Origin of the sequence: Sphingomonas sp. A2-49, assembly GCF_025548555.1 — a bacterium.
Lineage (GTDB): Bacteria > Pseudomonadota > Alphaproteobacteria > Sphingomonadales > Sphingomonadaceae > Sphingomonas.
Genome location: NZ_JAJLPA010000011.1, coordinates 71,672 through 94,994, shown reverse-complemented (window position 1 = coordinate 94,994; position 23,323 = coordinate 71,672). Strand labels below are relative to the sequence as shown.

The 23,323-nt window shown below is 72.3% G+C and carries 18 protein-coding genes; 8 read left to right on the top strand and 10 right to left on the bottom strand.

What is annotated here, in order from left to right:
* The 4 genes from LPN01_RS10935 to LPN01_RS10920 form a co-directional block, all read left to right on the top strand.
* On the top strand, window positions 1-1,035 hold a 1,035-nt coding region (locus LPN01_RS10935; protein ID WP_262828450.1), incomplete at its 5' end, for an efflux RND transporter periplasmic adaptor subunit.
* Window positions 1,032-4,223, top strand: coding sequence for an efflux RND transporter permease subunit (locus LPN01_RS10930; protein ID WP_262828449.1), 3,192 nt, complete (start codon window positions 1,032-1,034; stop codon window positions 4,221-4,223). The genes LPN01_RS10935 and LPN01_RS10930, both read left to right, overlap by 4 nt.
* A complete protein-coding gene (locus tag LPN01_RS10925; protein ID WP_262828448.1) occupies window positions 4,220-5,656 on the top strand; it encodes an efflux transporter outer membrane subunit in 1,437 nt (478 codons plus the stop codon). The genes LPN01_RS10930 and LPN01_RS10925 overlap by 4 nt, the downstream gene beginning before the upstream one ends.
* Entirely contained in the window at window positions 5,653-6,279 is a 627-nt protein-coding gene (locus LPN01_RS10920; protein ID WP_262828447.1) for a hypothetical protein, read from the top strand. Before LPN01_RS10925 ends, LPN01_RS10920 begins: the two co-directional genes overlap by 4 nt.
* Before the next feature lie 12 nt (window positions 6,280-6,291).
* Here the strand turns inward: LPN01_RS10920 and LPN01_RS10915 are convergent, their stop codons facing one another.
* From LPN01_RS10915 to LPN01_RS10890, 6 genes are all read right to left on the bottom strand, one after another.
* Window positions 6,292-8,043 (bottom strand): aspartyl protease family protein, encoded by a 1,752-nt coding sequence (locus LPN01_RS10915; protein WP_262828445.1) that lies wholly within the window; start codon window positions 8,041-8,043, stop codon window positions 6,292-6,294.
* 191 nt (window positions 8,044-8,234) lie between these two features.
* Complete coding sequence (locus LPN01_RS10910) at window positions 8,235-10,553, bottom strand: TonB-dependent receptor domain-containing protein (RefSeq protein WP_262828443.1); 2,319 nt, start codon at window positions 10,551-10,553, stop codon at window positions 8,235-8,237.
* 22 nt (window positions 10,554-10,575) lie between these two features.
* Window positions 10,576-11,520, bottom strand: a complete 945-nt coding sequence (locus LPN01_RS10905) for a FecR family protein (protein WP_262828442.1) — start codon at window positions 11,518-11,520, stop codon at window positions 10,576-10,578.
* Window positions 11,517-12,023, bottom strand: coding sequence for an RNA polymerase sigma factor (locus LPN01_RS10900; RefSeq protein WP_262828451.1), 507 nt, complete (start codon window positions 12,021-12,023; stop codon window positions 11,517-11,519). Before LPN01_RS10900 ends, LPN01_RS10905 begins: the two co-directional genes overlap by 4 nt.
* Before the next feature lie 65 nt (window positions 12,024-12,088).
* The gene (locus LPN01_RS10895; RefSeq protein ID WP_262828441.1) at window positions 12,089-12,892 is read right to left on the bottom strand and encodes a ChbG/HpnK family deacetylase; all 804 of its coding nucleotides are present in this window, start codon (window positions 12,890-12,892) and stop codon (window positions 12,089-12,091) included.
* Window positions 12,867-13,763, bottom strand: coding sequence for a glycosyltransferase family 2 protein (locus tag LPN01_RS10890; RefSeq protein ID WP_262828440.1), 897 nt, complete (start codon window positions 13,761-13,763; stop codon window positions 12,867-12,869). The genes LPN01_RS10895 and LPN01_RS10890 overlap by 26 nt, the downstream gene beginning before the upstream one ends.
* A gap of 266 nt (window positions 13,764-14,029) precedes the next feature.
* On the opposite strand from LPN01_RS10890, the gene LPN01_RS10885 reads away from it, so the two are divergent.
* The 3 genes from LPN01_RS10885 to LPN01_RS10875 all read left to right on the top strand — a co-directional run bounded on the left by LPN01_RS10885 (window position 14,030) and on the right by LPN01_RS10875 (window position 20,101).
* A complete protein-coding gene (locus LPN01_RS10885) occupies window positions 14,030-15,481 on the top strand; it encodes a hypothetical protein (RefSeq protein WP_262828439.1) in 1,452 nt (483 codons plus the stop codon).
* 82 nt (window positions 15,482-15,563) lie between these two features.
* Window positions 15,564-17,609, top strand: a complete 2,046-nt coding sequence (locus tag LPN01_RS10880; RefSeq protein ID WP_262828438.1) for a TonB-dependent receptor — start codon at window positions 15,564-15,566, stop codon at window positions 17,607-17,609.
* Window positions 17,610-17,647: 38 nt separating this feature from the next.
* The gene (locus tag LPN01_RS10875) at window positions 17,648-20,101 is read left to right on the top strand and encodes a TonB-dependent receptor (RefSeq protein WP_262828437.1); all 2,454 of its coding nucleotides are present in this window, start codon (window positions 17,648-17,650) and stop codon (window positions 20,099-20,101) included.
* A gap of 55 nt (window positions 20,102-20,156) precedes the next feature.
* On the opposite strand, the gene LPN01_RS10870 is transcribed toward LPN01_RS10875, so the two are convergent.
* Window positions 20,157-21,068, bottom strand: a complete 912-nt coding sequence (locus LPN01_RS10870) for a quinoprotein relay system zinc metallohydrolase 1 (RefSeq protein WP_262828435.1) — start codon at window positions 21,066-21,068, stop codon at window positions 20,157-20,159.
* Between the two features lie 26 nt (window positions 21,069-21,094).
* Window positions 21,095-21,883, bottom strand: a complete 789-nt coding sequence (locus tag LPN01_RS10865) for a quinoprotein dehydrogenase-associated SoxYZ-like carrier (protein WP_262828434.1) — start codon at window positions 21,881-21,883, stop codon at window positions 21,095-21,097.
* Window positions 21,884-21,930: 47 nt separating this feature from the next.
* Here LPN01_RS10865 and LPN01_RS10860 point away from each other — a divergent pair, with 47 nt between their 5' ends.
* Window positions 21,931-22,479: a rhodanese gene (locus LPN01_RS10860; RefSeq protein WP_262828433.1), complete on the top strand. Its 549-nt coding sequence runs from the start codon at window positions 21,931-21,933 to the stop codon at window positions 22,477-22,479.
* Here LPN01_RS10860 and LPN01_RS10855 read toward each other — a convergent pair.
* Window positions 22,466-22,768 carry an EthD family reductase gene (locus LPN01_RS10855; RefSeq protein WP_262828432.1) on the bottom strand — a complete coding sequence of 101 codons (303 nt, stop codon included), beginning with the start codon at window positions 22,766-22,768 and terminating at the stop codon, window positions 22,466-22,468. The two genes, LPN01_RS10860 and LPN01_RS10855, sit on opposite strands and share 14 nt — an antisense overlap.
* Before the next feature lies 1 nt (window position 22,769).
* On the bottom strand, window positions 22,770-23,207 hold the full coding sequence (locus tag LPN01_RS10850; protein ID WP_262828430.1) for a pseudoazurin: 438 nt from the start codon (window positions 23,205-23,207) through the stop codon (window positions 22,770-22,772).
* Between the last annotated feature and the right edge of the window lie 116 nt (window positions 23,208-23,323).

Genomic DNA, 23,323 nt, shown 5'->3' with positions numbered 1-23,323 from the left:
GGGATCGGCAATGCCGACGACCGGACGCTGGCGAGCGGTGCGATCACGGTCGACGGCGACCGCAGTACGCCGGTGCTGATGCCCTATGCGGGACAGGTCGTGCGCGTGCTGGTCGACGCCGGCCAGCGCGTGACGCAGGGCCAGCCGCTGCTCCTCGTGCGCACCAGCGATTTCGTCGACGCGCGCAGCGGGCTGTTTTCGGCACGCGCGGCCTATCAGAACGCGCAGGCGCAACTCGCCACCGCGACGCGCACGACCGAGCGGCAGAAGCAGATCTACCAGACCGCCGGCGGCGCGCTGAAAGACTATCAGCAGGCGCAGACCGATCTCGCCGCGGCGCAGGCGACCGCGCGCACCGCCGCCGCCGCGCTCGGCGCGGCGCGCGACAAGCTGGCGGTGCTCGGCAAGTCGCCGGTGGAGATCCGCCGGCTGGAAGGGGTCGGCGAGGTCGCCGGGATCCACGACGTCACGACGCTGCACGCCCCGATCAGCGGCCTCGTCGCGACGCGCGACGTGGCGGCGGGGCAATATGTCAGCCAGGGCGGCGACAAGCCGGTGATGACGATCACCGATCCCGCCCGCGTCTGGCTGGTCGCGCAGGTTGCGGAGGGGGACGCCGCCGCGATCCACGTCGGCGATGCGGCGACGGTGACGACGCCCGCGCTGCCCGGCCGCCGGTTCCAGGCCCGCATCGACCTCGTCGGCGCCGCGCTCGATCCCCAGACGCACCGGCTGCCCGTGCGCGCGACGATCGCCAACCCCGACGGCGCGCTGAAGCCGCAGATGTTCGCGAGCTTCGCGATCCGCAGCGCCGACGCCGGGACCGCGATCCGCGTTCCCGCCACGGCGGTGATCCACGAGGGCGAGAACGCGCGGGTGTGGGTGGTCCGCCCCGGCGGGCTGCTCGCCGCGCGCAGCGTCGTCGCGGGCGACGAACAGGACGGGCAGGTCGCGATCCTCCGCGGCCTCGCCGCCGGCGAACGCATCGTCACCGCCGGCGCGCTGTTCGTCAACGAAGCGGGGCTGGGCCAGTGAACCGCATCGTCGCCTTCGCGCTGCGCCAGCGGCTGCTGATCGTCGGCGTCTTCGCGGCGATGCTCGTCGCGGGCGTCATCGGCTTCGTCAACCTGAACATCGAGGCCTATCCCGACCCCGTGCCGCCGATGGTCGAGGTCATCACCCAGACGCAGGGCCTGTCGGCGGAAGAGATGGAGCGCAACGTCACCATCCCGATCGAGGTCGGCATGGCGGGCATCCCCCACCTGACCGCGATCCGCGCGATCAGCCTGTTCGGCCTGTCCGACGTGAAGATCCAGTTCAGCTACGACCTGACCAACGAACAGGCGAAGCAGCAGGTCATCAACCGCCTGTCGCAGCTGCCGCCGCTTGCCGGGGGCGCGCAGCCGACGCTGTCGCCGACCAGCCCGGTCGGCGAGATCTACCGCTACAGGATCACCGCGCCCAAGGGTTATTCGGTGATGGACCTCAAGACGCTGCAGGACTGGGTGCTGCAACGCCGGTTCAAGCGTATCCCCGGCGTGATCGACGTCACCGGCTGGGGCGGCAAGCTGCGCGCCTATGACGTCGTGATCGACAACGACCGGCTCGCCGCGCATAACGTCACCGTCGCGCAGGTGCTGGCCGCGATCGCCAAGAGCGACGGCAACGTCGGCGGCCAGACGATCAACTTCGGTGCGCAGGCGGCGATCGTGCGCGGCGTCGGGCTGATCCAGACGCCGTCGGGGATCGAGAACGTGCTGGTCGGCACCGCCGGCGGACAGCCGATCCTGGTCAAGGACGTCGCGCGCGTCAGCATCGGCAACTCGCCGCGGCTCGGCATCGCCGGCTACAACGACCAGGACGACATCGTGCAGGGGATCGTGCTGATGCAGCGCGGCGCCCAGTCGATGCCGACGATCCAGGCGGTGCAGAAGGAGGTCGCCGAGATCAACGATTCGGGCGTGCTGCCCCCCGGCGTCCGGCTGGACCGCATCTACGACCGGTCGGACCTCATCCACCTGACGATCCACACCGTGCTCGAGAACATGGTCGTCGGCATCCTGCTGATCTTCGCGCTGCAATGGCTGTTCCTCGGCAACCTGCGCAGCGCGATCATCGTCGCCGCGACGATCCCGTTCGCGCTCGCCTTCGCGATCCTGATCCTCGTCCTGCAAGGCGAGAGCGCCAACCTGCTGTCGGTCGGCGCGCTCGATTTCGGGCTGGTGGTCGATGCCAGCGTCATCATGGTCGAGAACATCTTCCGCCACATGGTCGAACGGTCCGCGCACGTCGAAAGCGGCCGCGGCCACTTCACGCTCGCCAACCGCTTTTCGGCGGTGCTGGGCGCGAGCAGCGAGGTGAGCCGCGGCATCTTCTTCGCCGCCGCGATCATCATCGCGAGCTTCCTGCCGCTGTTCACGCTGACCGGGGTCGAGGGGCACATCTTCGGCCCGATGGCCAAGACCTATGCCTATGCGATCACCGGCGGCCTGATCGCGACCTTCACCGTCGCGCCGGTGCTCGCGACGCTGCTGCTGCCCGACCGCCTGTCGGAGGTGGAGACGTGGATCGTCGGCCGGCTGCGCCGCGCCTACGAACCCGCCGCCGCCTTCGCCCTCGGCAACCGCGTGCTCGCGATCGGCGGCGCGGTGCTGATGCTGCTCGTCGCCGGCATCGGCGTGCGCTCGCTCGGCATCGAATTCCTGCCGCACCTTGAAGAGGGCAACATGTACATCCGCGCCACCCTGCCGCCGTCGATCAGCCTCGAGGCGGGCCAGCCGGTCGTCAACGGCGTGCGGCGGATCATCGCCGGCTATCCCGAGGTGACGGCGGTCCTGTCCGCGCACGGCCGCCCCGACGACGGCACCGACGCCACCGGTTTCTTCAACGCCGAATTCTTCGTGCCGCTGAAACCGGCGGACCAGTGGCCCCGCGGCGTCACCAAGGAAAGCCTGATCGCCGAACTCTCGAAGCGGCTCGCCGCGCGCTATCCGGGCGTCGACTTCAGCTTTTCGCAGATCATCGAGGACAATGTCGAAGAGGCGGCGTCGGGCGTGAAGGGCGCCAATTCGATCAAGCTGTTCGGCCCCGACCTGACGACGCTCGAAACATACGCCGACCGGATCAAGGACCAGATGGGCAAGGTGCGGGGAATCGAGGACCTCGGCGTGTTCCAGTCCCTGGGCCAGCCGACCGTCCGCGTCGATGTCGACCGCGCCAGGGCCGCGCGCTACGGCCTGACGCCCGACGACGTCAACGCGACCGTCGCGGCGGCGATCGGCGGCAGCTCGACCGCCGACCTGTACGAGGCGGGCACCGACCGCCACTTCCCGATCGTCGTCCGGCTGAAGCCGGAACAGCGCGATTCGATCGAGGCGATCCGGCGCATCGGCATCGGCGCGCCCGCGCCCGACGGTACCGGCACGATCCAGGTGCCGCTGGGCGAGGTCGCCGACGTGCACCTCACCTCCGGCGCGTCGTTCATCTATCGCGAGCACCAGGAACGCTACATCCCGATCAAGTTCTCGGTACGCGGCCGTGACCTGGGCGGGGCGGTGGACGAGGCGCGGGCGCGCATCACCCGCAACGTCCACCTGCCGAGCGGCTATCATCTCGAATGGGCGGGCGAGCTCGACAACCTCAACAACGCCATCGCGCGACTGGAGGTGGTCGTGCCGATCAGCCTGCTGCTGATGCTGTTGCTGCTCTATGCCAATTTCGGCTCGATCCGCGACAGCCTGCTCGCCTTCGCGGCGATCCCGATGGCGGTGGTCGGCGGCGTGCTGGCGCTGGCGCTGACCGGCACGGCGTTCAGCATCTCCGCCGCGATCGGCTTCGTCGCGCTGTTCGGCATCGCGGTGATGGACGGCATCCTCGTCGTCACCACGTACAACAACGCGGTCGACGAAGGCGTCGACCGTCAGGGCGCGCTGGCGACGACGGTGCGTCACAGCCTGCGCCCGGTCGTGATGACGTGCCTGGTCGCCGCGATCGGCCTGCTGCCCGCCGCGCTGTCGAGCGGGATCGGCAGCCAGGTGCAGAAGCCGCTGGCGCTCGTCGTGGTCGGTGGCATGGCGCTGGCGCCGCTGTTGATCCTGTTGGTGCTGCCGGTGTTGATCGACCGCTTCTCCCGACGCGTGCCGCCGGAGGATCGCGGCGCACACGGCCGCGACGTCGGGCATCGCCCGCACGGCGACGCAGCCGCCGCGGAGGCGACGGCATGACCCGCGCCCTCGCCCTCCTGCTCGCCGGCGCGGCTGCCGGTGCGATGACCGCGTGCACCACCGGCCCCCGCGATCTCGACGCGCAGGCGGTCCTTCCGCCGGCCGCGACACCCGCACGGATCGCGCCGGCCTCGGGCCCGGCGCAGGACTTCGTCGCCGCACCGGCGCCGGCACGCTGGTGGACGACCTTCGCCAGCCCACGCCTCGACGCGCTGGTCGCCGAGGCGCTCGCGCGCAACAACGATGTCGCGAGCGCGGACGCCGCGCTGCGTCAGGCGCAGGCTCTCGCCGGCGCCGCGGCCGGCGCCTTGCTGCCGCAGGTCGATGCCGGCTATCAGGCGGAACGCGCCCGCGTGTCCAACGCGCTGTCACCCCCGGTCGCGGACCAGAACCAGCAACTCTACACGCTGCACACCGCACAGGTGACGGTCGGCTACACGCTCGACCCGTTCGGTGGCACCCGGTCGCGCATCCGCTCCGCCCGGGCGGCCGCGGAGGTGCAGCGGCATCGCCTCGACGCGGCGCGCACCACCGTCGTCGCGACGCTGGTCCAGGCGGTGATCCAGCGGGCCGCGCTCGCCGACCAGATCGCTGCCGCGCGCCTCGGCATCACCGTCAACCGCGATATCCTGTCCAGCCTGGTGCAGCGTCAGCGGCTCGGCGCGATCGGCGCCGCCGACGTGGCGACGCAGCAGACCGCGCTCGCGACGGCCGAGGGCGCGCTGCCGCCGCTCGTCCGGCAGGAGGCGCACCAGCGGGTGCTGATCGCGGCACTGCTCGGCCGGGCGGCAGGGGCCGCGCTGCCGCCCCTGCCGGCGCTCGTCGGCCTGCGGCTGCCGACGCGCCTGCCCCTCGCATTGCCGTCGCAGGTCGTCGCCGACCGCCCCGACGTGGCTGCCGCGCGCGAGCAGCTGGAGGGCGCGGGCGCCGACGTGCGCACCGCGATCGCCGCGCGGCTCCCCGCGATCACGCTCAGCGCCAATGCCGGCGGGTCGGCGCAGCGGTTCGGCGACATGTTCAAGAGCGGCAACCCGTTCTGGACGCTGATCGGCGGGATCACCCAGCCGCTGTTCCATGCGGGCGCACTGCGCCGGCAGCAACGCGCCGCGGAGGCCGCGCTCGATGGCGCCAAGGCGCAATATCGCACCGCGGTGGTGCAGGCGTTCGGCGACGTCGCCGACGCGCTGTCCGGCCTCGCCACCGACGCGGACGCGCTCGACGCGGCGAGCCGCGCCGGTGATGCGGCCGGGCGGGCGCTGACCTTCGTCCGCCGTCAGCTCGCGCTCGGCGACGTCGGCACGCTCCAGCTGCTCAACGCGACGGCGGCGGACGCACAGGCGCGCGCGCAGCTGGTGCAGGCGCGTGCGGCGCGGCTGACCGACACGGTCGCGCTGTTCCAGGCGACGGGTGGAACGATCGACGGAGGACGATGATGAGTGGTGTGATCGGGGCGACCGGCGGCAAGTTCGTGCTGCTGGCGGCGACGTTGCTGGTGCACGGGCGGGTCGACGAGCGGCGCGTCGGCGTGGCGATCGCGCCCGGCGCGGCGACATCGAGCATCGCGCCGGACCTGCGCGCGGGGCGACGGATCGCGATCGGCATCGGCGCGATGCGCACGCGTGCCGACACGCCGCGCGCCGGCGACCAGCCGGCGGGCGTGGCGCTGACGATCGGGCGCGACCTCATCGACGGCAACCCTATCGCGATCGACTTTCCGGCCCGGCAGCTGCGGCTGCTCTCGGCGCGCGACGCCGCCCGGCGAGAGGCACGGATGACGGCGATTCCGATCGCACGCGATGCGGACGGCGGCATGACCGTGCCGCTTTCGATCGACGGGGCACCGGCGGTCCGTGCGACGCTGGATCTCGCCAGCCCCGACGGCGTCGGCGCGCCCGTGGCCGGGGGTTCGTCGCGAATCCGGATCGGCGGGGTCGCCCTCGCCGGCGTCACCGCGACGGTCGCCGCGCAGCCGCGCGTCGGCCTGCTCGCCTTCGCGCGCTCGACGGTCATCTTCGACCTCGGCCACGACCGGATCTGGATCGCCGCGACGCGATAGCGCGCGACGGCGTCAGGCGATCCCCAGCGCCCTGAACCGTTCGTCGATATGCACCGCGATCTTCAGCGCCGCCGCCACATCGGCCTCCGCCGCGGCGGTCTGTCCCAGATGCCGCTCGGCGAGACCGCGGCCGTAGAGCGACCAGGCACTGCGCGGCTGCGCGGCGAGGCATGCGGTATAGTCCGCGACCGCCTTGTCATATTGCCCCAGCCGGAGGTGGACGAGCCCGCGCGTATCGAGGAAATTGGCATTGTCGCGGCGCTGGCGGATCGCGGCATCGACGTCGGACAGCGCGGCCGGCAGCTCGCGGTTGCCGAGCGCGCGCACCCAGGCGCGATCGTTCTGCGCGACCGGCCGGCGGCTGTCGTCGGGATGGGCGTGAATCCAGCCGTCGAACTGCGCGATCGCCCGGTCGAAGGCGTCGATCTCGCCGAGCAGCGAGCCCAGTTCCAGCCGCAGGTCGGATGCCGCGGGCAGCACGCGATCCGCGACGTCGATATCCTCCGTCGCCGACGGGCGGTCGTGGACCGCCAGCCGCATCCGCGCCCGCAGGATCCGCGCCTCCGCATCCTCCGGCGCCAGCCGGATCGCGGTGTCGAGGTCGTCGTGCGCGGACCCCGCCTGCCGTTCCTGCAACCGCACCGTCGCACGCTGGTAATAGGCATGGCCCTCCGCCGGGGCGAGCGCGATGGCGCGGGACAGGTCGGCATCCGCCTCCTTCAGCTGATGGCGCGCGGCGAAGGCCATGCCACGCCGCGCGAGCCCCGCCGCGTCGGTCGGCCCGGCGTCGTCGACGGGCAAGGCGAGCGTCGCACCGGTCGCGTCGACCGCATGGGACGGGGTGATGTTGAACACCGGGCCGCCGTCATAGGTAAAGAACATCTTGTGCGCGGTGTTCGAGACGTAGATCCGGTGCGACAGGAAGAAATCGGCGCCGATCAGCATGTCGACGCCGGGCACGCCGAGGTCGCCGATCAGCAATCTGGTCCGGCGGATCTGCTCGCCGCCGATCGTCATGTCGTCGAACGGGGCAAGCCACGTCCTGACGACCCTGTGCCCCAGCCCGCGGCTGTATCCCGCCGCCGTCACCCCGGGCGTGTCGGGCGTCACCCCCGCCCGCGCCGCCGCCGACAGCGAGAGGACAGTGGTGCCGGCGCCGGTGTCGAACACCGCCCGGATCTTCTTGCCGTTCAGCAGGATCGTGCCGATCGTGTGCGGCTGGTGCGCATCGCGCGGCTCGACGGGGATCACCGACACCGGCCGCGTCCCCGACCAATATGCGAGGTTCGCGTCGCCGCAGCCCTTCGGCCGCATCAGCCGGATCGCGGCATGCTCCAAATCGTATTCGACGTCGCCGAGGCCGAGCACGTTCTGGCCGAGCAGGCCCGTCCCCGGCCCCACCTCGCTGCCGCCGACGATGAAGGGGATGTTGCGGAGCGGCACGCCGGCCAGCGTCACCTCCCTGACCGTCGCGAGGCTCGCGTCCGCACCGCCGCCGATGCCGCGGATCTGGAAACCGGCCGGCAGGCTCGACAGCGACAGGCCCAGCTCGCGTGCGCTGCCGGGCGAGATCGTGCTAAAGAATGCGCCGCTATCGGCGACGAAGCGCCGCGTCTGCCCGTTGATGCCGATATCCACCATCGGCTTTTCGCCGATCATCGTCACCTTCAGCTCGACGAGCTGCGCGACATCGCATTTCGCGGACGCCGCCGTCGGCACCAGCAGCGCGCCGATACCCAGCGCGAGCGCGTTGATCGTCTTCACCGCCGACTCCATATCCGTCCGTGACAACGGCAGAAAAGTCCCGTTTTTCCGGGGGGGATGCAAATGAAAAGCCTGTCATCGCGCGATCCGGACGGGGCCGACACACATGCAGCGTTGCCCGTTACTTACGCGAAGTTCTGGCAGGATTGCCGACACCCGCCGTCATCGACCTGTCATGCAGACCCGCGACGTCACCAGGCCGCGCTGACCCCGACGCGCAGGTTGCGCGGCCGCAGCGGCGTGATCTGGTCGCGCGCGGCGAGGCCGAACGGATTGCCGAATGCAAAGCGGTTGGCGGCGACATCGGTCAGATTGTCGATCCCGATCGTCAGGTCGAGGTCGCGCCACCGCAGCCCGCCCGACACGCTGGCGGTCAAATAGTCGCCCTGGCTGACGTCGAGCAGGTCGCCGGTGCCGAGCACGGAGCGGCCGATGTAGCTGAGCGCGGCGCCCACCCGCGGGGTGACGGCACCATGCCGGTCGAAGGCGTAGGCGAGCGTCGCCGATCCCGCAAAGGGCGGGGTTTCGGGCAGCCGGCGGTTGTTCTCGCGCGACTGGTCGGCGATCGGGCCGGACACGCGGGTAAAGGCGTAGAGCGCGACGCCGGCCACCGTCAGCCGCGGCGTCGGCATCCAGTCGAGCGTCGCCTCGACCGTCCGCACGCGGGCATCGCCGAGGTTGGTGGTGAACGGCTGCCCCCGCCGGTTGAGCAGATCGGCCTGGATCCCCGTCCAGTTCGCGGTCGACGCGCTGACCGACAGGCCGAGCCCGCGCGCACGCGCGCGCAGGCGGCGCACGCCGATTTCGGCGAAGTCGATCGAATCGGCGTCGAAATTGGCGACGCGGCCGATCCCCTGCGCCACCGCAAGCCCGCCGGTTCGAAAACCGGTCTGGTAGCGTGCGAACGCGGCGATGCCGGGTGCGATCTGAACGGAGCCCGCGATCGTCGGATCGAAACGCTGCGTCGAGCGCCCCTTGATATAGGCGCCCGGCCGGCGCGTGCTCGACGGTTCGCCATCGACCCGGGCGCTGGTGTAGCGGCCGCCGGCGGTGATCGACACTGCGGGTGACAGCGCCACCGTCGCCTCACCGAAGCCGGACGCGGCACGGGTCACGTTGCTGACCCCGACGATATCCGTCTCGTTGCCCGCCAGACCGAGCGCACGCGACAGGATCGACCGGTCGCTGACCAGCGAGAATCCGGCGAGCCAGGAATTGCCCCCTGCCAGCGACCGCGACAGGCGCAATTCCTGCGACACCAGCAACTTGTCGGTATCGACGCGATAGGAGAGCGGGCGGCGGTTGACCGCGGTGCCCGGGGTTGCGTCGAACGTCTCGAACGTGCCGTAATCCGCGACGCCCGTCGCCGACACCAGCCGCAGCCCGCTGTCCCAGTCCTTGGCGATCACCAGCCGCCCGAACAAAAACCGGTCGGCGAACGGCTGTGCGGTTGCGGTGGTGCGGCGCAGCGCGCCGTCCGGGCGCTCGGCATATTGGCCGTCGCGCGCGCGGATCTGCTGGGCGACGCCGCTCGTGTCGATCCGCCAGCCACTCCCCGGATCGACGCGCAGCGCGATCCGCGCGCCGACCGTGTTCGTCCGGTTGACGTCGTTCCCGCCGCGACGCGGATCGTCGATGTAACCGCCGTCGCGGCTGACATAGGCGACCGTGCGCAGCGCGACGCGGCCGGCGATCACCGGCAGGTTGACCATGCCGGCAAGGTCGCCGCCGGGCGATCCGCCCTGCGTCACGGTCGCCCCGGCGCCGATCGAGGCGGCGACGCGATCCAGCTCGGGCGCGTGCGACGTCAGGCGCAGGACGCCGCCGATCGCGCCGGCGCCGTACAGCGTGCCCTGCGGTCCCTCCATCACCTCGACCGACTGCATGTCGTACAGGCGCAGGCCGGGATCGGGCCCCGATGCGTTGAGTTGCACGTCGTCGAGGTAGACGCTCGCGGTCGACTGGGTCGTGCCGTTGAAGCTGCTGTCGGCGATGCCGCGGATGAACACCTTGTTGCGGCCGACGCCGAGCTGCGTGGTCTGGAGGATCGGCAGCTGCTGCGCCAGCGCGCTGATGTCGCCGGTCGCGCCGTTCGCCTGAAGCGGCGATCCCGCCACGCGCGTCAGGCTGCCGGGATAGCGGAGCAGGGACACCCGCTGCTTGCTCGCCGTCACGACGATGTCCGCGGGCAACGGCTCCGGCGCCACCCGGCGCCGTGGCGGTGGCGGCGCCTTCCGACGAGGGATGGCAACGACGCGATACGCGCCGCCGCCGCCCGGCACCGCCCGATAACCGGTTCCCGCGAGCAGGCGATCGAGCGCCTGTGCCACCGTCATGCTGCCGCGCAACGGCCTGGTGCGGACGCTGCGCAGGCCGGCTTCGGTGCTTGCGATATCGGTCCCGGTGGCGCCGGACAGCGCGACGAGCGTGCGGTCGAGCGTCGCGGCGGGCAGGACGATCGCGACCGCGCGCCCCTGCGCCGCCGCGCTGCCCGCGGTCGCGGCCAGCACGCACAGCGCCGACAGGATGCGGCTAGCGCGTCGCCCCCGGCCGTTCCGCCAATACCCAACGCTCGCCGTCACGCCGCCATGTCGCCCCGATCAGACCGGCCAGATGCGGTACGTCGCGATCGGCAGTTCCAGTGACGCGGATCATGCCGGTAAACGGTCGCCCGGACAAGCCGGGCTCGACCGCCAGATCGACGCCGTGGAGACGGCGCAGGCTCGCCGCGACTTCCGCCACGGGCGTGCCGTCGAAGCTCAGCAGCCCCGATCGCCAGCCGCCGACCGTCGCCGGCACCACGGTGCCCCGCGACGCGCGACCGCGCGTCCGCGTCCAGGCATCGCCCGCGCCCAGGCGTGCGCCGGCGACCTGAACCGACCCCTCCGCCACCGCGACATACAGCCGGTCGGACGAGCGCTGCACGTCGAACGTGGTGCCGAGGTCGCGGATCTCGCTGTCGCCGGCGCGCAGCGTGAACGGACGCGCCGCATCGTGCACGACATGCAGCGTCACCTCGCCGCGAAGCAATTCGGCGGAGCGTCCATCGCCAGCGGCGATGCGGATCTGCGTGCCGCCGTTCATCGCCACGGTCGTTCCGTCGGGCAGGCGCAGGTCGCGCCGCTCGCCGTCGCGGGTGGCGAACACCTGCGGCCCGGCCGGGGCCGTCTGCATCAGCGGCACGCCCCACGCGGCGAGCGCCGCCGCGATCGCGCCGCCGGCGGCAAGCGCCCACCAGCGCCGCGGCGCCGCGGCGGTGTCGTTGGCGCCATGCCGCCCGGTGTCCGGCGCGACGACCGGGAACTTGGCCTGCGCCACAAGGTCGTCCCGCATGGCGACCGCGTCATAGGCGCGCGCGTGCGCCGCGTCGGCCTCGAGCCAGACGACGAACGCGGCCCAGTCGGTATCGGTCATGGCGTCCCGGCGCAGATGCCAGCCGATCGCCTGGTCCAGGATGTGCGGTGCGTCACGGTTCATCGGCGAAGCCCCCTTCCATCATCCTGACGACACGCTGCGCCGGTTTCCTCACCATTTGCCGCGAGACGGGCATGAATAAGGCGATAGGCGCGTTGCAACAGCTTCTCGACGCCGCTGACGGTGATGCCCAGGTCCGCCGCGATCTCGCGCTGCGGCCGCCCCTCGATCCGGTAGAGGCGCAGCGCGCAGGCCATCCGCTCCGGCATTTCGGCGATCGCCGCCTCGACCAGCGCCAGCTGGTCGCGGGCGACCAACACCCGCTCCGCATCGGGCAGGTCGTCGGCGCCAGGCTGGTGGCCCAGCCATGCGGCATCGCGCGCACCCCGCCGCGCGCCCGCGATCCGCCGGTCGGTGGCAAGGTTGTTCGCCACGCGATACAGGAACGCCGCAGGTTGCGCGACCGGGCGGTCGGCGAGCTGGTCGAGCCGCAGCCACATGTCCTGCAACGCATCCTCGGCGTCGTCGCGGCTGCCCAGCCGCGCGGCGAGCAGGCGCAGGAGCATCGCCCGCTGTTCGAGGAAGATCGCGCGAAGTCCGCCGTCAGCCAATCTGGACCTATGCTCTTCATTCAGGCCGGAAACGCCAGCCCGTGTGCCGACGCCATGTCCGCAATCGACCAGCTTCGCAAGGCATCCGCCTCGCGCGGGCGGGCCGCCGCGATGGCATCGCCCGCCCGTTCGCCCGCACCGGGATGGCACATGACGAGGTGCATGCCGGCGGGCTTGCGCAGGAAGCGGGGAAACAGCTCGCGATAGCTGGCCGCGAAATCGTAATGCCCCGCGAAACTGTCGTTGCAGCGCAAGCCGTAGCGCGCCGCCGCCCGGCGCAGCCCGCGTGAATGATAGGCGCTGCCGATCGCCTTGCCCGCGAACGGTCGCGACAGCATCGCGCCGACGCCGTCCACGCAGTCGCGCACCCACGCCCCCGGCGCGCGGCGTGCGGTTTCGAACAGCACGATGTCGCGGATGCCGGGCAGCGCATGCGCATGCTGGTGCCCGTCGACGAAGGCGGGCGCGCGTCCCATCGCCGCCTCGAACGCATCGAACTGCGCCGCGACCTCTGCGGCGATCTCGTCGAGCGGCAACTCGCGGCGCGCGGCGCGGCGGGCGAGCGGGTCGATCTCCGGCAGCACGCCGTCCGGCGCCAGCCGCGGCATGGCGGTGAGCGGCGCTTCGCCGGTCAGCGTCAGGTGCAGCCCCACCGCGACGTGCGGCGGCAGGTCGTGCAACAGCGTCGCGTCCTCCGCCCAGCCGGGCATCGACGTCATGCAACTGGTGGCGTTGAGCCTGCCCTCGCGCGCCAATGCCGCGATCGTCTCGCTGACGCCGCGCGAAAAGCCGAAATCGTCAGCACACAGGATGAGGTGAGGCAAAGGCCGACCCTTCGATATCTTGATAGGCGCGTTCGCGCATCCGGACGCTCGTCAGCCGGCGGCGGTTGAGCCGGCGCGCGAGGAAGCGATAGAAGAACCAGCTGCCCGCCCAGGGGGCGGTCGCCGAATAGACCAGCCGTTCGAACGCGGTCCAGCGGATCGACACCCGGTCGCGCTCGCGCGGCGAGGGCATGCACCAGAAGTCCGACGAATAGAGCATGCGGCCCTGCGTCATCGTCCGGTGAATGACCTCGTGATCCTCGAGCACATAGCCCCAGATCGCGGCATCGAACCCGCCCACCGCGCGCAGCGCGGCGACGTCGAAGCACTGGCCGGCGCCGCCGGCGTGGCATTGCCGCGGCAACAGCCGTGCGGCGGCCAGGATCCGGCGCGCCTCCGCGTCGAGCGCATCCTGGCCCGACCCCGGATCGACGAAATAGGCGCCGGCGACGACGCAGCCGTCGCGCTGCAGCAGCCGCTCGGCCTCGCGCAGATAATGCGGGGGATAGAGCGTGTCGGCATCGCAGGTCGCGACGTAGCGGGTGCGGACCCAGCCGAGGCCGGTGCGCAGCGCGGCGACCTTTCCGGGCGTCGTTTCGGTGACGACCAGCGCGTCGATGCCATGCGCGCGGATCGCGGCGCGCGCCACATCGGCGCTGCCGTCGGTGGACCCGTTGTCGACGAGGATCACGATCGCCGGCACGTCCTGCGCGGCGACGCTCGCGATCGTCGCGGCCAGATAATCGCGCTCATTGAAGAACGGGATTAGCACCGTCCACAACGGCGTCGGCCGCCGGTCCAGCCGACGCGCCGCGATCGACGATCCAGCGGCGCTGCGCGATGGACGTTCGTCGTCCGTAATCCGATACATGCATGCCCTCCCGGTGGCGTTGGCACTCCCGCCGCGACGATCGCCATGCCGATCCCCTGCCCCCCGGCATCCGGACCGGCCGCGCACCGTCGGTTGCGAGCCCCGCTGATCTGACGACGCCATCCTGCGCAACCCGCACCACCGACTGAAAAAATATGCCGCATGACGCGTCGGGACCGCGATTCTATGACGCCATGATGGACGGATCGACGGCATCGGCATGGCGGCAGAGGCGCCCGGGCGCGCGCGGGGGCACGGCGCGGCCGATGCGTGCGCTGCCGCTGTTCGGCCTGTTGCTGGCCGCCGCGGTCGCGCTGCGCTGGCGCGATTTCGGCAATCCGATCATCCATGTCGACGAACAATATTACCTGCTGGTCGGCGACCGCATGCTGCACGGCGCCCTGCCCTATGTCGACCTGTGGGACCGCAAGCCCGTCGGGCTGTTCCTGATCTTCGCGGGCATCCGCCTGCTGCCCGGCGACGGCATCCTCGCCTATCAGCTCGCCGCGACAGCGTTCGCGGCGGCCACCGGCTGGCTGATCGCGCGCGGCGGCATGGCGCTGGGCGCGACGGTGCGCGGCGGGCTTCTCGCCGGCATCGCCTATATCCTGTGGCTGTCGCTGCTCAGCGGGCGCGGCGGGCAATCGCCGGTCTTCTACAATGTGTTCGTCGCCGCCGCCGCGGTGCTGACGCTGCGCCTGCCCGCGCTCGCCATCGCGCGGGCGCGGGCGGGGATCGTCGCCAACGGCGCCGCCGCCTGCCTGCTGGCCGGGCTGGCGATCCAGACCAAATACACCCCCGTCGTCGAGGGCACGTGGTTCGGGCTCGTCCATATATGGGCGCTGCGCCGGGCCGGTGCGTCGCCGGGACTGACCGCCGCCGCCGCATGTCTGTGGGCCTTGCTCGGCCTCGCGCCGACGCTGGCGATCGCCGCGGACTATTGGGTACGCGGACCGGTGGTCTTCCAGGCGTTCTGGTTCTCCAATTTCGCCTCCGTCGCCCTGCGCAAGGGCTATCCCGCCGCCAAGATCGCCGCGCGGCTGGCAGGGACCGGCGCGCAGCTGCTGCCGCTGGTCGCGTGCGTGGTCGCCGCCGGTCGCCGGCGCCGGCCCGACGCCGTCAGCGTCATCGCCTTCGGCTGGCTTGCCGCCGCGCTGGTCGCATTCGCGATGATCGGCGCGTTCTTCGATCATTACGCGCTGCCGCTGCTGGTGCCGCTGGCGATGATCGCCGCCCCCGTGCTGGCGCGCACCCGCGTCGCGGCGGCGGTGCTGGCCTATGGCGCGCTGCTCTTCGTGGCGCGGGTCGTGCTGCCACCGACCGATGCCGCCTCGGCGCGTGCGGTCGGCGCGGTGATGGCCGCCAACGATCGCGGCGCCTGCCCCTATGTCTTCGCGGGCGACGCGATCCTCTATCACCTCGCCCACGCCTGCATCCCGACGCGTTACGCCTTCCCCTCGACCCTCGCCTACGAATCGGAACGGGGCGCGTCGGGCGCGGACGAGGCGGCGGAGGTCGCGCGCGTGCTCGCCGGGCGGCCGCCGGTGATCGTCACGATGGACGAACCGATGGCGCCGTGGAATGCGACGACCCGCGCGCTGGTCGCCGCCGCGCTGGCCGATCGCTATCGCCGCGTCCTCGCCGTGCCGCGCGAGGACGCGCATCTCCTCGTCTACCTCCGCCGCGACCTGCCGTTGCGCGCCGCGCCGCGACCCTGACGGCCCGAGGCCGGACGAGGGCGGGCGCGCGCATCGCACTTTGGTGGTATTGATCCGCGGCGGCGAATGGGCATGCAGGGGCATGCATCATTCCCTCAGCACCGCGATCCTCTGCACCCTCGCCATCGCCACGCCGGCGGCGGGACAGACACGTCCGGACGACCCCGCGGCGACCGACATCGTCGTGACCGGCCGCGGCCTGCCCTCGTCGCCCGGCGACCGCGCGCTCGACGTGGTCGTGATCGATCGCGACCGGTTGCAGGCGAATGCGAGCGCGCGGCTGGAAAGCGTGCTCGCCGACGTCGCCGGCCTCCAGCAATTCCGCCGCTCGGACAGCCGCTCCGCCAATCCGACCAGCCAGGGCATCAGCCTGCGCGGGATCGGCGGCAACGCGTCCAGTCGCGCGCTGCTGATCCTCGACGGGGTGCCGCAGGCGGATCCGTTCGGCGGCTGGGTGGCGTTCCCCGCCTATGCGACCGGGCGGCTGGGGCAGGTGCGCGTCACGCGCGGCGGCGGCAGCGGTTATTTCGGGCCGGGTGCGCTCGCCGGCACGGTGCAGCTCGACAGCGCCACCCCAGACCAGCTCGCGCCGCTGGAGGGCCGGGTCTTCTACGGCAGCCGCGCGAGCGTCGAGGCGCAGGGGTCGGCGGCGCTGGTGCGCGACGGCGGCTTCGCGACGCTGTCCGCCGCCTATGCCCGCGGCGACGGCTTCGTGCCGACGGTGGCGGAAAGCCGCGGGCCGGTGGATCGGCCCGCGCCCTACGAGCAGGCATCGGGCGCGCTGCGGACGGTGGTGACGATCGCACCGTCGACCGAAGTGCAGGCCAATGTCTCGGCCTTCACCGACAGTCGCGAACGCGGCACGGCGTTCACCGCCAACCGCTCGCAGGGCGCCGACGCCAGCCTGCGGCTCGTCGGACGCGGGCGCTGGGGCTGGACCGCGCTCGGCTATCTCCAGACGCGCGCCTTCGCCTCCGGTTTCGCCAGCGTCAGCGCGGCGCGCACGACCGTCGTGCAGTCGCTAAACCAGTATAATACCCCCGCGACCGGGCTCGGCGCGCGGGTCGAGCTGCGCCCCCCGGTCGGCGGCGCCGCGGACCTGCGCCTGGGCGCCGACGTCCGCGACGTGTCGGGCAAGACGCAGGAGCTGTTCACCTTCGTCGGGGGCGCGCCGACCCGCCGGCGCGAGGCGGGCGGGTCGAGCCGCACCACCGGGCTGTTCGCCGACGGCAGCATCCCCGTCGGCGCGCTGACGCTGACCGGAGCGGCACGGATCGACTGGTGGCGGATCGACGGCGGCTATTTGCGGGAGCGGCCGATCGCGGGCGGCAGCGCGCTGACCGACAGCCGGTTCGCGGACCGGTCCGGCAGCGCCTTCACCGGCCGTATCGGCGCCGCCTACGCCCCGGTGCCGGCGGTGACGCTGCGTACGGCGGCGTATCGCGGCTGGCGGCTGCCGACGCTCAACGAACTCTACCGCCCATTCCGGGTCGGCAACGACGTCACCGCGGCCAACGCCGCGCTCGCGCCCGAACGGCTGGTCGGGATCGAGGCGGGCGTGACGCTCGCGCCGTTCGCGGGTGCCAGCGTCGCCGCGACGCTGTTCCGCAACCGGCTGGACGACGCGATCGCCAACGTGACGCTGTCCGCGACGCCGACCAGCGCGTCGCGCATACGCCGCAACCTCGATGCGATCCGGTCGCAGGGGGTGGAGGTCGACGCGCGCTACACCATCGGCGCACTCGTCGCGCTGGCGTCCTGGTCGCATGTCGATGCCCGCGTGCGCGCGTCGGGGCCGGCGGCGGCGCTCGACGGCCTGCGGCCGGCGCAGACGCCGCGCGATGCCGTATCGGCGACGCTGGGCTGGCAACGGCGCGGCACGGCCCTGTCGGCGACGGTACGGCACGTCGCGCGCCAGTACGACGACGACCAGAACAGTCGCAGCCTCGCCCCCGCGACGACGCTGGACGGCTATGCCGCGCTGCCACTGACCCGCGGGCTGACGATCGAGGCGCGGGCCGAGAACCTGTTCGACGAACGCGTCGAGGCGGGCATCAGCGGCGCCGCGATCGTCGAGCGCGCCTCGCCACGCACATTGTGGGTCGGCCTCCACGCCCGGCTCGGGTGACGGCAGGCGCGGTCGGGGGGAGGGGCAGGATCATGGACATGCGATGGTTCGCCTGCGCGGCGCTGGTCGGCACGCCCGTGGCGGCGCAGGACGTGGATCCCGCGCGCGACGGCGGCACCGACATCGTCGTGACCGCGACCCCCCTGCTCGATGCCGGCGAGGATATCGTGCGCCTGCCGGCGCGGCACGCGTCGGACGAACAGATCGCCGCGGCGCATGCCACGGACCTCACCGACTATCTGCGCCGCATGGTCGGCGGCGTGTCGGTGAACGAGATCCAGGGCAACCCGCTGCAACCCGACATCGGCTATCGCGGCTTCACCGCATCGCCGCTGCTCGGCACGCCGCAGGGACTGTCGGTCTATATGGACGGCGTGCGGGTGAACCAGCCGTTCGGCGACGTGGTCAGCTGGGACCTGATCCCGACCTCCGCGATCCGTTCGACGACGTTGGTGTCGGGGGCCAATCCGCTGTTCGGCCGCAACTCGCTCGGCGGGGCGCTGGTCGTGCGGACGAAGGACGGGCGCAGCGATCCGGGCATGACCGCCGACGTTGCATACGGCAGCTTCGGCCGCACGATCGCCCGCGCGACGGTCGGCGGCCATGCCGACGACGGCCTCCACGCATTCGCCGCCGCCGACTACTTCGCCGAGCGGGGCTGGCGCGCCTATTCGCGCTCGCGCGCCGCGCAGCTTTTCGGCAAGCTCGGCTGGGCGGACGCGCGCACCGACATCGCGGTGGCCGCCACCGTCGCCGACACGACCCTGAGCGGCAACGGCCTGCAGGAGCTGCGCCTGCTCGCCCGCGACCCGCGCAGCGTCTACACGCACCCGGACACCACGCGGAACCGCGCCTGGTCGGGCAATCTGACGCTGAAGCGCGACCTGTCCGATCGCGTCAGGCTCGATGCCAACGCCTTCCGTCGCGCGATCCGGACCCGCACGCTCAACGGCGACCTCAACGATGGCTCGCTCGGTGAGAACCCGTACCAGCCCGACGCGGGCGAGCGTGCGGCGCTCGCCGCGGCGGGCTATCGCGACGTCCCGGCCGCGGGCGAGTCGCAGGCGAACACGCCCTTCCCCCGCTGGCGATGCATCGCCGACATCCTTCTCGACGACGAGCCCAACGAAACCTGCAACGGGCTCGTCAACCGCTCCGCGACCCGGCAGACCGAAGCGGGCGGCACGGCGGAGCTCGCATGGCGCCCGGGCGGCCATATGCTCACGCTCGGCATCGCCTATGTCGACGGTCGCGCGACCTTCGGCCAGTCCGCGCAATTCGGCTATCTGATGCCCGATCGCGGCATCGCGACGGTCGCCGGGCCGGGCGCCTTCGCCGATGGCAGCCAGGATTCGGAAAACGCCTTCGACGCCCGCGTCGACCTGTCCGCGCGCACGCGGGTGTTCAGCGGCTATACGCTTGCCGGGATCGCAGTCACGCGGACGCTGCATGCCGATCTGTCGGCGCGGTTCGACGACACGATCGTGCGCAACCGCGACCGGATCACGCCGGGCGGGGGCACCGGGTCGCTCGACGGCGATCACCGCTTCCGCCGCCTCAATCCGGCGGCGGCGCTGCGCTGGACGCCGGTGCCCGCGCTGGCGATGGATGCGGCCCTGGCGCAGACCAGTCGCGCGCCGTCGGCGATCGAGCTGGGCTGCGCCGATCCCGACAGCCCCTGCCGCCTGCCCAACGCCCTCGCCGGCGATCCGCCGCTGGCGCAGGTGGTGGCGCGGACGGTCGAGGGCGGCGTCACGCTCACCGCCGGCGGCCTGACCGCGCGCGGGGGCGGCTTCCGGACGGTCAGCCGCGACGACATCCTGTTCGTCGCCGACGATCAGGCCGGGTTCGGCTATTTCCGCAACTTCGGCCGCACCCGCCGGCAGGGGGCGGACGTGGACCTCGGCGGACGGATCGGGCCGCTGACGCTGAGCGCGCATTACACCTTCCTCGATGCGACCTATCGCAGTGGCGAGGTCGTCGGCGGGGCTGCGAACAGCAGCGGCGACGCGCCGGCACCGGGATTCGAGGGGCGGATCGCGATCGCGCCCGGCGACCGCATCCCGCTGATCCCGCGCCACCTGGTCAAGGCGGGGATCGCCGGCGATCCGCTGCGCTGGCTCACCCTGTCGGCCGACCTGATCGCCAGCGCCGGCGTGGTCGCGCGCGGCAACGAAAATGGCGCGCACCGGCCCGACGGGGTCTATTATCTCGGCGCGGGGCGGACGGACGGCTATGTGGTCGCCGGCCTTGGCGTCGACGTGCGCCCCACACGTGGGTTCGCGCTCTACCTGCGGATCAGCAACCTGTTCGATAGAAGCTATGCCACCGCGGCGCAGCTCGGCGCCACCGGGTTCGACGCGGCGGGCACCTTCGTCGCGCGGCCGTTCGGTGGGCCGGCGATCGACGGCGAACGGCCGCTTCGCCATTCCACCTTGCTCGCGCCGGGGGCGCCGCGATCGGTGCAGGGCGGCATGCGGCTGGCGTTCTGATCCGCGTCGTCGACGCCCCTGCCCGCCGCGCCGCGTCGGGATGACGTCGCCGCCGTCAGCGCGCGTCGACGCGCGGCAGCCGCGCCTCCAGTGCCGGATAGAGATGCGCCACCGAGCGCTGCAATTCGTAGCGCGCCTCCTTGAGGCTTGCGAAGCGTGCGGGCAGCGGCATCGCGCCCGCCTCGACCATGTCCATGCCCGCCGCCGCAGCCGCGCCCAGCGACCCGGCGAGCCAGTCGAGCCAGTCGCGCGTCTGGTCGATCGCCGCAATCGGGCCGGGATCGGGCGGGCCATGACCCGGCACGACCCGGGCGTGGCCAAGCCCCCGCAACGTGTCGAGCGAGCGCCGCCACTCCGGCAGGTCGGCGTGCGGGGTCGACGGCGCGCGATCGTGGAAGACGAGGTCACCCGCGACCAGCGTGCCGGTCCGCGTATCGAGCAGCGCGAGGTCCGCGCGGCTGTGGCCGGCGAGCGGGAGCAGCCGGAAGGTCCGCCCGCCGACCGTTTCCTCGGCCGTGGTGACGGCATGGCCCGGCAGCCGCAGTTCGGTGCCGCGCATCCAGTCGCCGAGCAGCCGGTACATGCCGTCGGCGAACCCTGAACCCTCCGCCTTCAAGATGCCGATCAGCGCCGGCGTCGCCGCGATCGTGGCGGGATCGAACGCCGCATCGCCATAGGCGTGGTCGGGATGAAGGTGGGTCAAATAGACCCGCGCCACCGGCTTGCCGGTCAGCGTCGCCGCCAGTTCGCCGAGCTGGCGGCCGAAGCGCAGCGACGGCCCGGCATCGACCAGCACCGCGCCGGCATCGGTCGCGATGACGGTGATGTTGGCGATCGCGCCCCCGTTGGACTGGCGGATGTCCTCGTCGGCGCCGCGGATCACCCAGATCCCGTCGGCGACCCGCACCGGCGATAGCCGGTAGGCCAGCGGCGCGGACGCGGCGGGCACGGCGAGCAGCGCCGCCATGCCGCCGAGCAGGTGGCGGCGGTGGATCAGCCGCCCGACCCCGGCGGGGTCGCGGCGGCGGCGGCGACCGAACCGCGAAACTCGATCCCGTTGGTGTCCCGTCCGTCGAACCGCACGCCCTCCCCCGCCCGCAGCCGCGGCCGCAGCGTGAGGACCGGATCCTCCGCCAGCGCCGCCTGGAACCGGAACGTTCCGATCGGGCGGCCGGTCGAGGAGGTGACGGTCAGGTCGCTGAGGTAATAGGCCGCGATATTGTCGACCAGCCCGGTGTCCATCGGATGGCGGAACGCCAGTCGCAGGCGCGATGCGTCGGCTTGTCGCCACAGGCCGCCCCGCACCTCGCCCAGATGCTGCGACCAGTCGCCCTTGACCCGGCTGACCGGCGGCGCGGAACAGCCGCCGCCCGCGGCATCGACCCAGCCGCCCGACACCAGCCAGCTGCCGTCCGTCAGCTGCACCGCGCCGCGCACCGGCGTGCGCTGGTCGAGCTTGATCCGCGTCGCGACGAACGCCTCCGCCTCGGCGGGCCGAAAATCGAGCGGCAGCTGGATCGGGTTGAGGTCGACCATGACGACCATCCGCACCACGCCGGGAATATCGCGGGCGTCGACCTCGACCGGAAAGGCGCGCTGGTTCTCGGCGATCTCGGGAAAGCGCACCTTCACCCGCGGATCGAACCGCACCACCGCGTTCGCGCCGAACACTTGGTCGCCGACGAATTCCCACATCGGCGATCCGAGCGGGTCCCGGGGCAGCGCCGCGCCGGCAGGCGTGGCGAGGAGGGCGATCAGCGCGAAGAGGCGGCGGCGTATCATGCTAAGGTCGGGTATTAGGCGCCGGTCCGCCGCGCTACCATCGGACCATGGTATTAGCCCGCCTTCTCGCCGCCGCGGCGTTGCTCGCCGCGCCCGTCCAGGATGCCGCGTTCGATCCGGCCAGCGGCTATCGCATCGCCGCCTATCGCGGGATCGTGCCCGGCCCGCCGCCCGGGGTACCGCGGATCGCGGCGGCTGCGGTCGCGGCGCTTCGGGAACGGGCGGTGCTGGTCGACGTCGCCCCTGCCGAGGGCGGCGTGCGCGACCCCGTCACCGGCGACTGGCGGCTCGCGCGCCCGGCGGTGTCGATCCCCGGCGCCCATTGGTTTCCGGAAGCCGGCCGCGGCCGTCCCGATCCGGCCATCGAACGCTGGTTCCTCGCCGGGGTGCGGACGCTCGCCGCGCGACGGCCGGGGCGGCCGATCGTCGTCTTCTGCCTCGCCGACTGCTGGATGAGCTGGAATGCCGCGCTGCGCCTGCACCGCGCCGGGCTGCGCCCGGTGCTGTGGTTCGGCGAGGGGAGCGACGGGTGGCGCGACCTCGGCCGCCGGCTCGCCCCCGTCGTCCCCTATCGCGCCGCGATCAGGCCGGGGTGAGCCGCTGTGCCACCGGTGCGATGTCGGTGAAGTTGGGCAGGTCGCCGAACACCGCCGCCGCCTCCGCCGAGGCGAGCGCCGCATCGCGTGCGTCGGCGTCGCGGAAGGTCAGCAGCGCGACGGCGACGTGCGCGGGTGCGTCGTCGTCGGGCCACATGCCCGTCGCATCGATCAACCCGTGGGGCCCCCATCGGTCGCGGACCAGCGGCAGGTGCGTGGCGACGTAATAGTCGCGGTCGAACCGCGCGCCGGCGGTAACGGGATAGCTGACGAGCAGCGCGGCGCTCATCTCACTTCGCCTGCGCGAGCATCGGCGCCATCCGCTTGGCGGCGAAGGGCGGCAGCTTCACTCCCCGCGCCGCCGCCAGGTTCGGCGAGGGGCCGTTGCCCACCTGCACCAGCGCGACCATGCCCATCGAATAATGCGGCATGCACTTGATGCCGTACAGGCCGGGGGCCGATACCGGCAGCACGAACTCCTTGTTCATGCCGCCCTTGCTCGGCGCGACGCCGGGCGGCAGCATCGTCGGGATCGTTTCGGCATTATGGCTCGGATCGGACGGCACGAAGCGTATCGTGTCGCCCGGCATCGCCTTCACGAACGCGGGCTCGAACACCATCGCCCCGGCGGCACCCTGGTTCTTCATCCTGACGACGACCTCCTTCGCCATCGCCGGGGTCGCGGTCAGCGCCAGCAGCGCGACGGCGGCGGCATATCCGGATTTCATCACATGACTCTCCCTCTACCCCGCCGTCTCAGCCGGATGCGGGGCCGCGGCGCAATCGGCCTTTGGTGCAATGGCGCCGGTCGGCGCGCAGGCACACAATCGGCACGGAGTTTCAG

Excerpts from the sequence above, each read along its gene's own strand:
- LPN01_RS10850 (WP_262828430.1), bottom strand. The coding sequence starts at position 23,207 with ATGAAATCCGGATATGCCGCCGCCGTCGCGCTGCTGGCGCTGACCGCG.
- LPN01_RS10885 (WP_262828439.1), top strand. The coding sequence starts at position 14,030 with ATGCGTGCGCTGCCGCTGTTCGGCCTGTTGCTGGCCGCCGCGGTCGCG.
- LPN01_RS10880 (WP_262828438.1), top strand. The coding sequence starts at position 15,564 with ATGCATCATTCCCTCAGCACCGCGATCCTCTGCACCCTCGCCATCGCC.
- LPN01_RS10920 (WP_262828447.1), top strand. The coding sequence starts at position 5,653 with ATGATGAGTGGTGTGATCGGGGCGACCGGCGGCAAGTTCGTGCTGCTG.
- LPN01_RS10875 (WP_262828437.1), top strand. The coding sequence starts at position 17,648 with ATGCGATGGTTCGCCTGCGCGGCGCTGGTCGGCACGCCCGTGGCGGCG.
- LPN01_RS10925 (WP_262828448.1), top strand. The coding sequence starts at position 4,220 with ATGACCCGCGCCCTCGCCCTCCTGCTCGCCGGCGCGGCTGCCGGTGCG.
- LPN01_RS10900 (WP_262828451.1), bottom strand. The coding sequence starts at position 12,023 with ATGCTCCTGCGCCTGCTCGCCGCGCGGCTGGGCAGCCGCGACGACGCC.
- LPN01_RS10890 (WP_262828440.1), bottom strand. The coding sequence starts at position 13,763 with ATGTATCGGATTACGGACGACGAACGTCCATCGCGCAGCGCCGCTGGA.
- LPN01_RS10855 (WP_262828432.1), bottom strand. The coding sequence starts at position 22,768 with ATGAGCGCCGCGCTGCTCGTCAGCTATCCCGTTACCGCCGGCGCGCGG.
- LPN01_RS10860 (WP_262828433.1), top strand. The coding sequence starts at position 21,931 with ATGGTATTAGCCCGCCTTCTCGCCGCCGCGGCGTTGCTCGCCGCGCCC.
- LPN01_RS10865 (WP_262828434.1), bottom strand. The coding sequence starts at position 21,883 with ATGATACGCCGCCGCCTCTTCGCGCTGATCGCCCTCCTCGCCACGCCT.
- LPN01_RS10905 (WP_262828442.1), bottom strand. The coding sequence starts at position 11,520 with ATGAACCGTGACGCACCGCACATCCTGGACCAGGCGATCGGCTGGCAT.
- LPN01_RS10870 (WP_262828435.1), bottom strand. The coding sequence starts at position 21,068 with ATGGCGGCGCTGCTCGCCGTGCCCGCCGCGTCCGCGCCGCTGGCCTAC.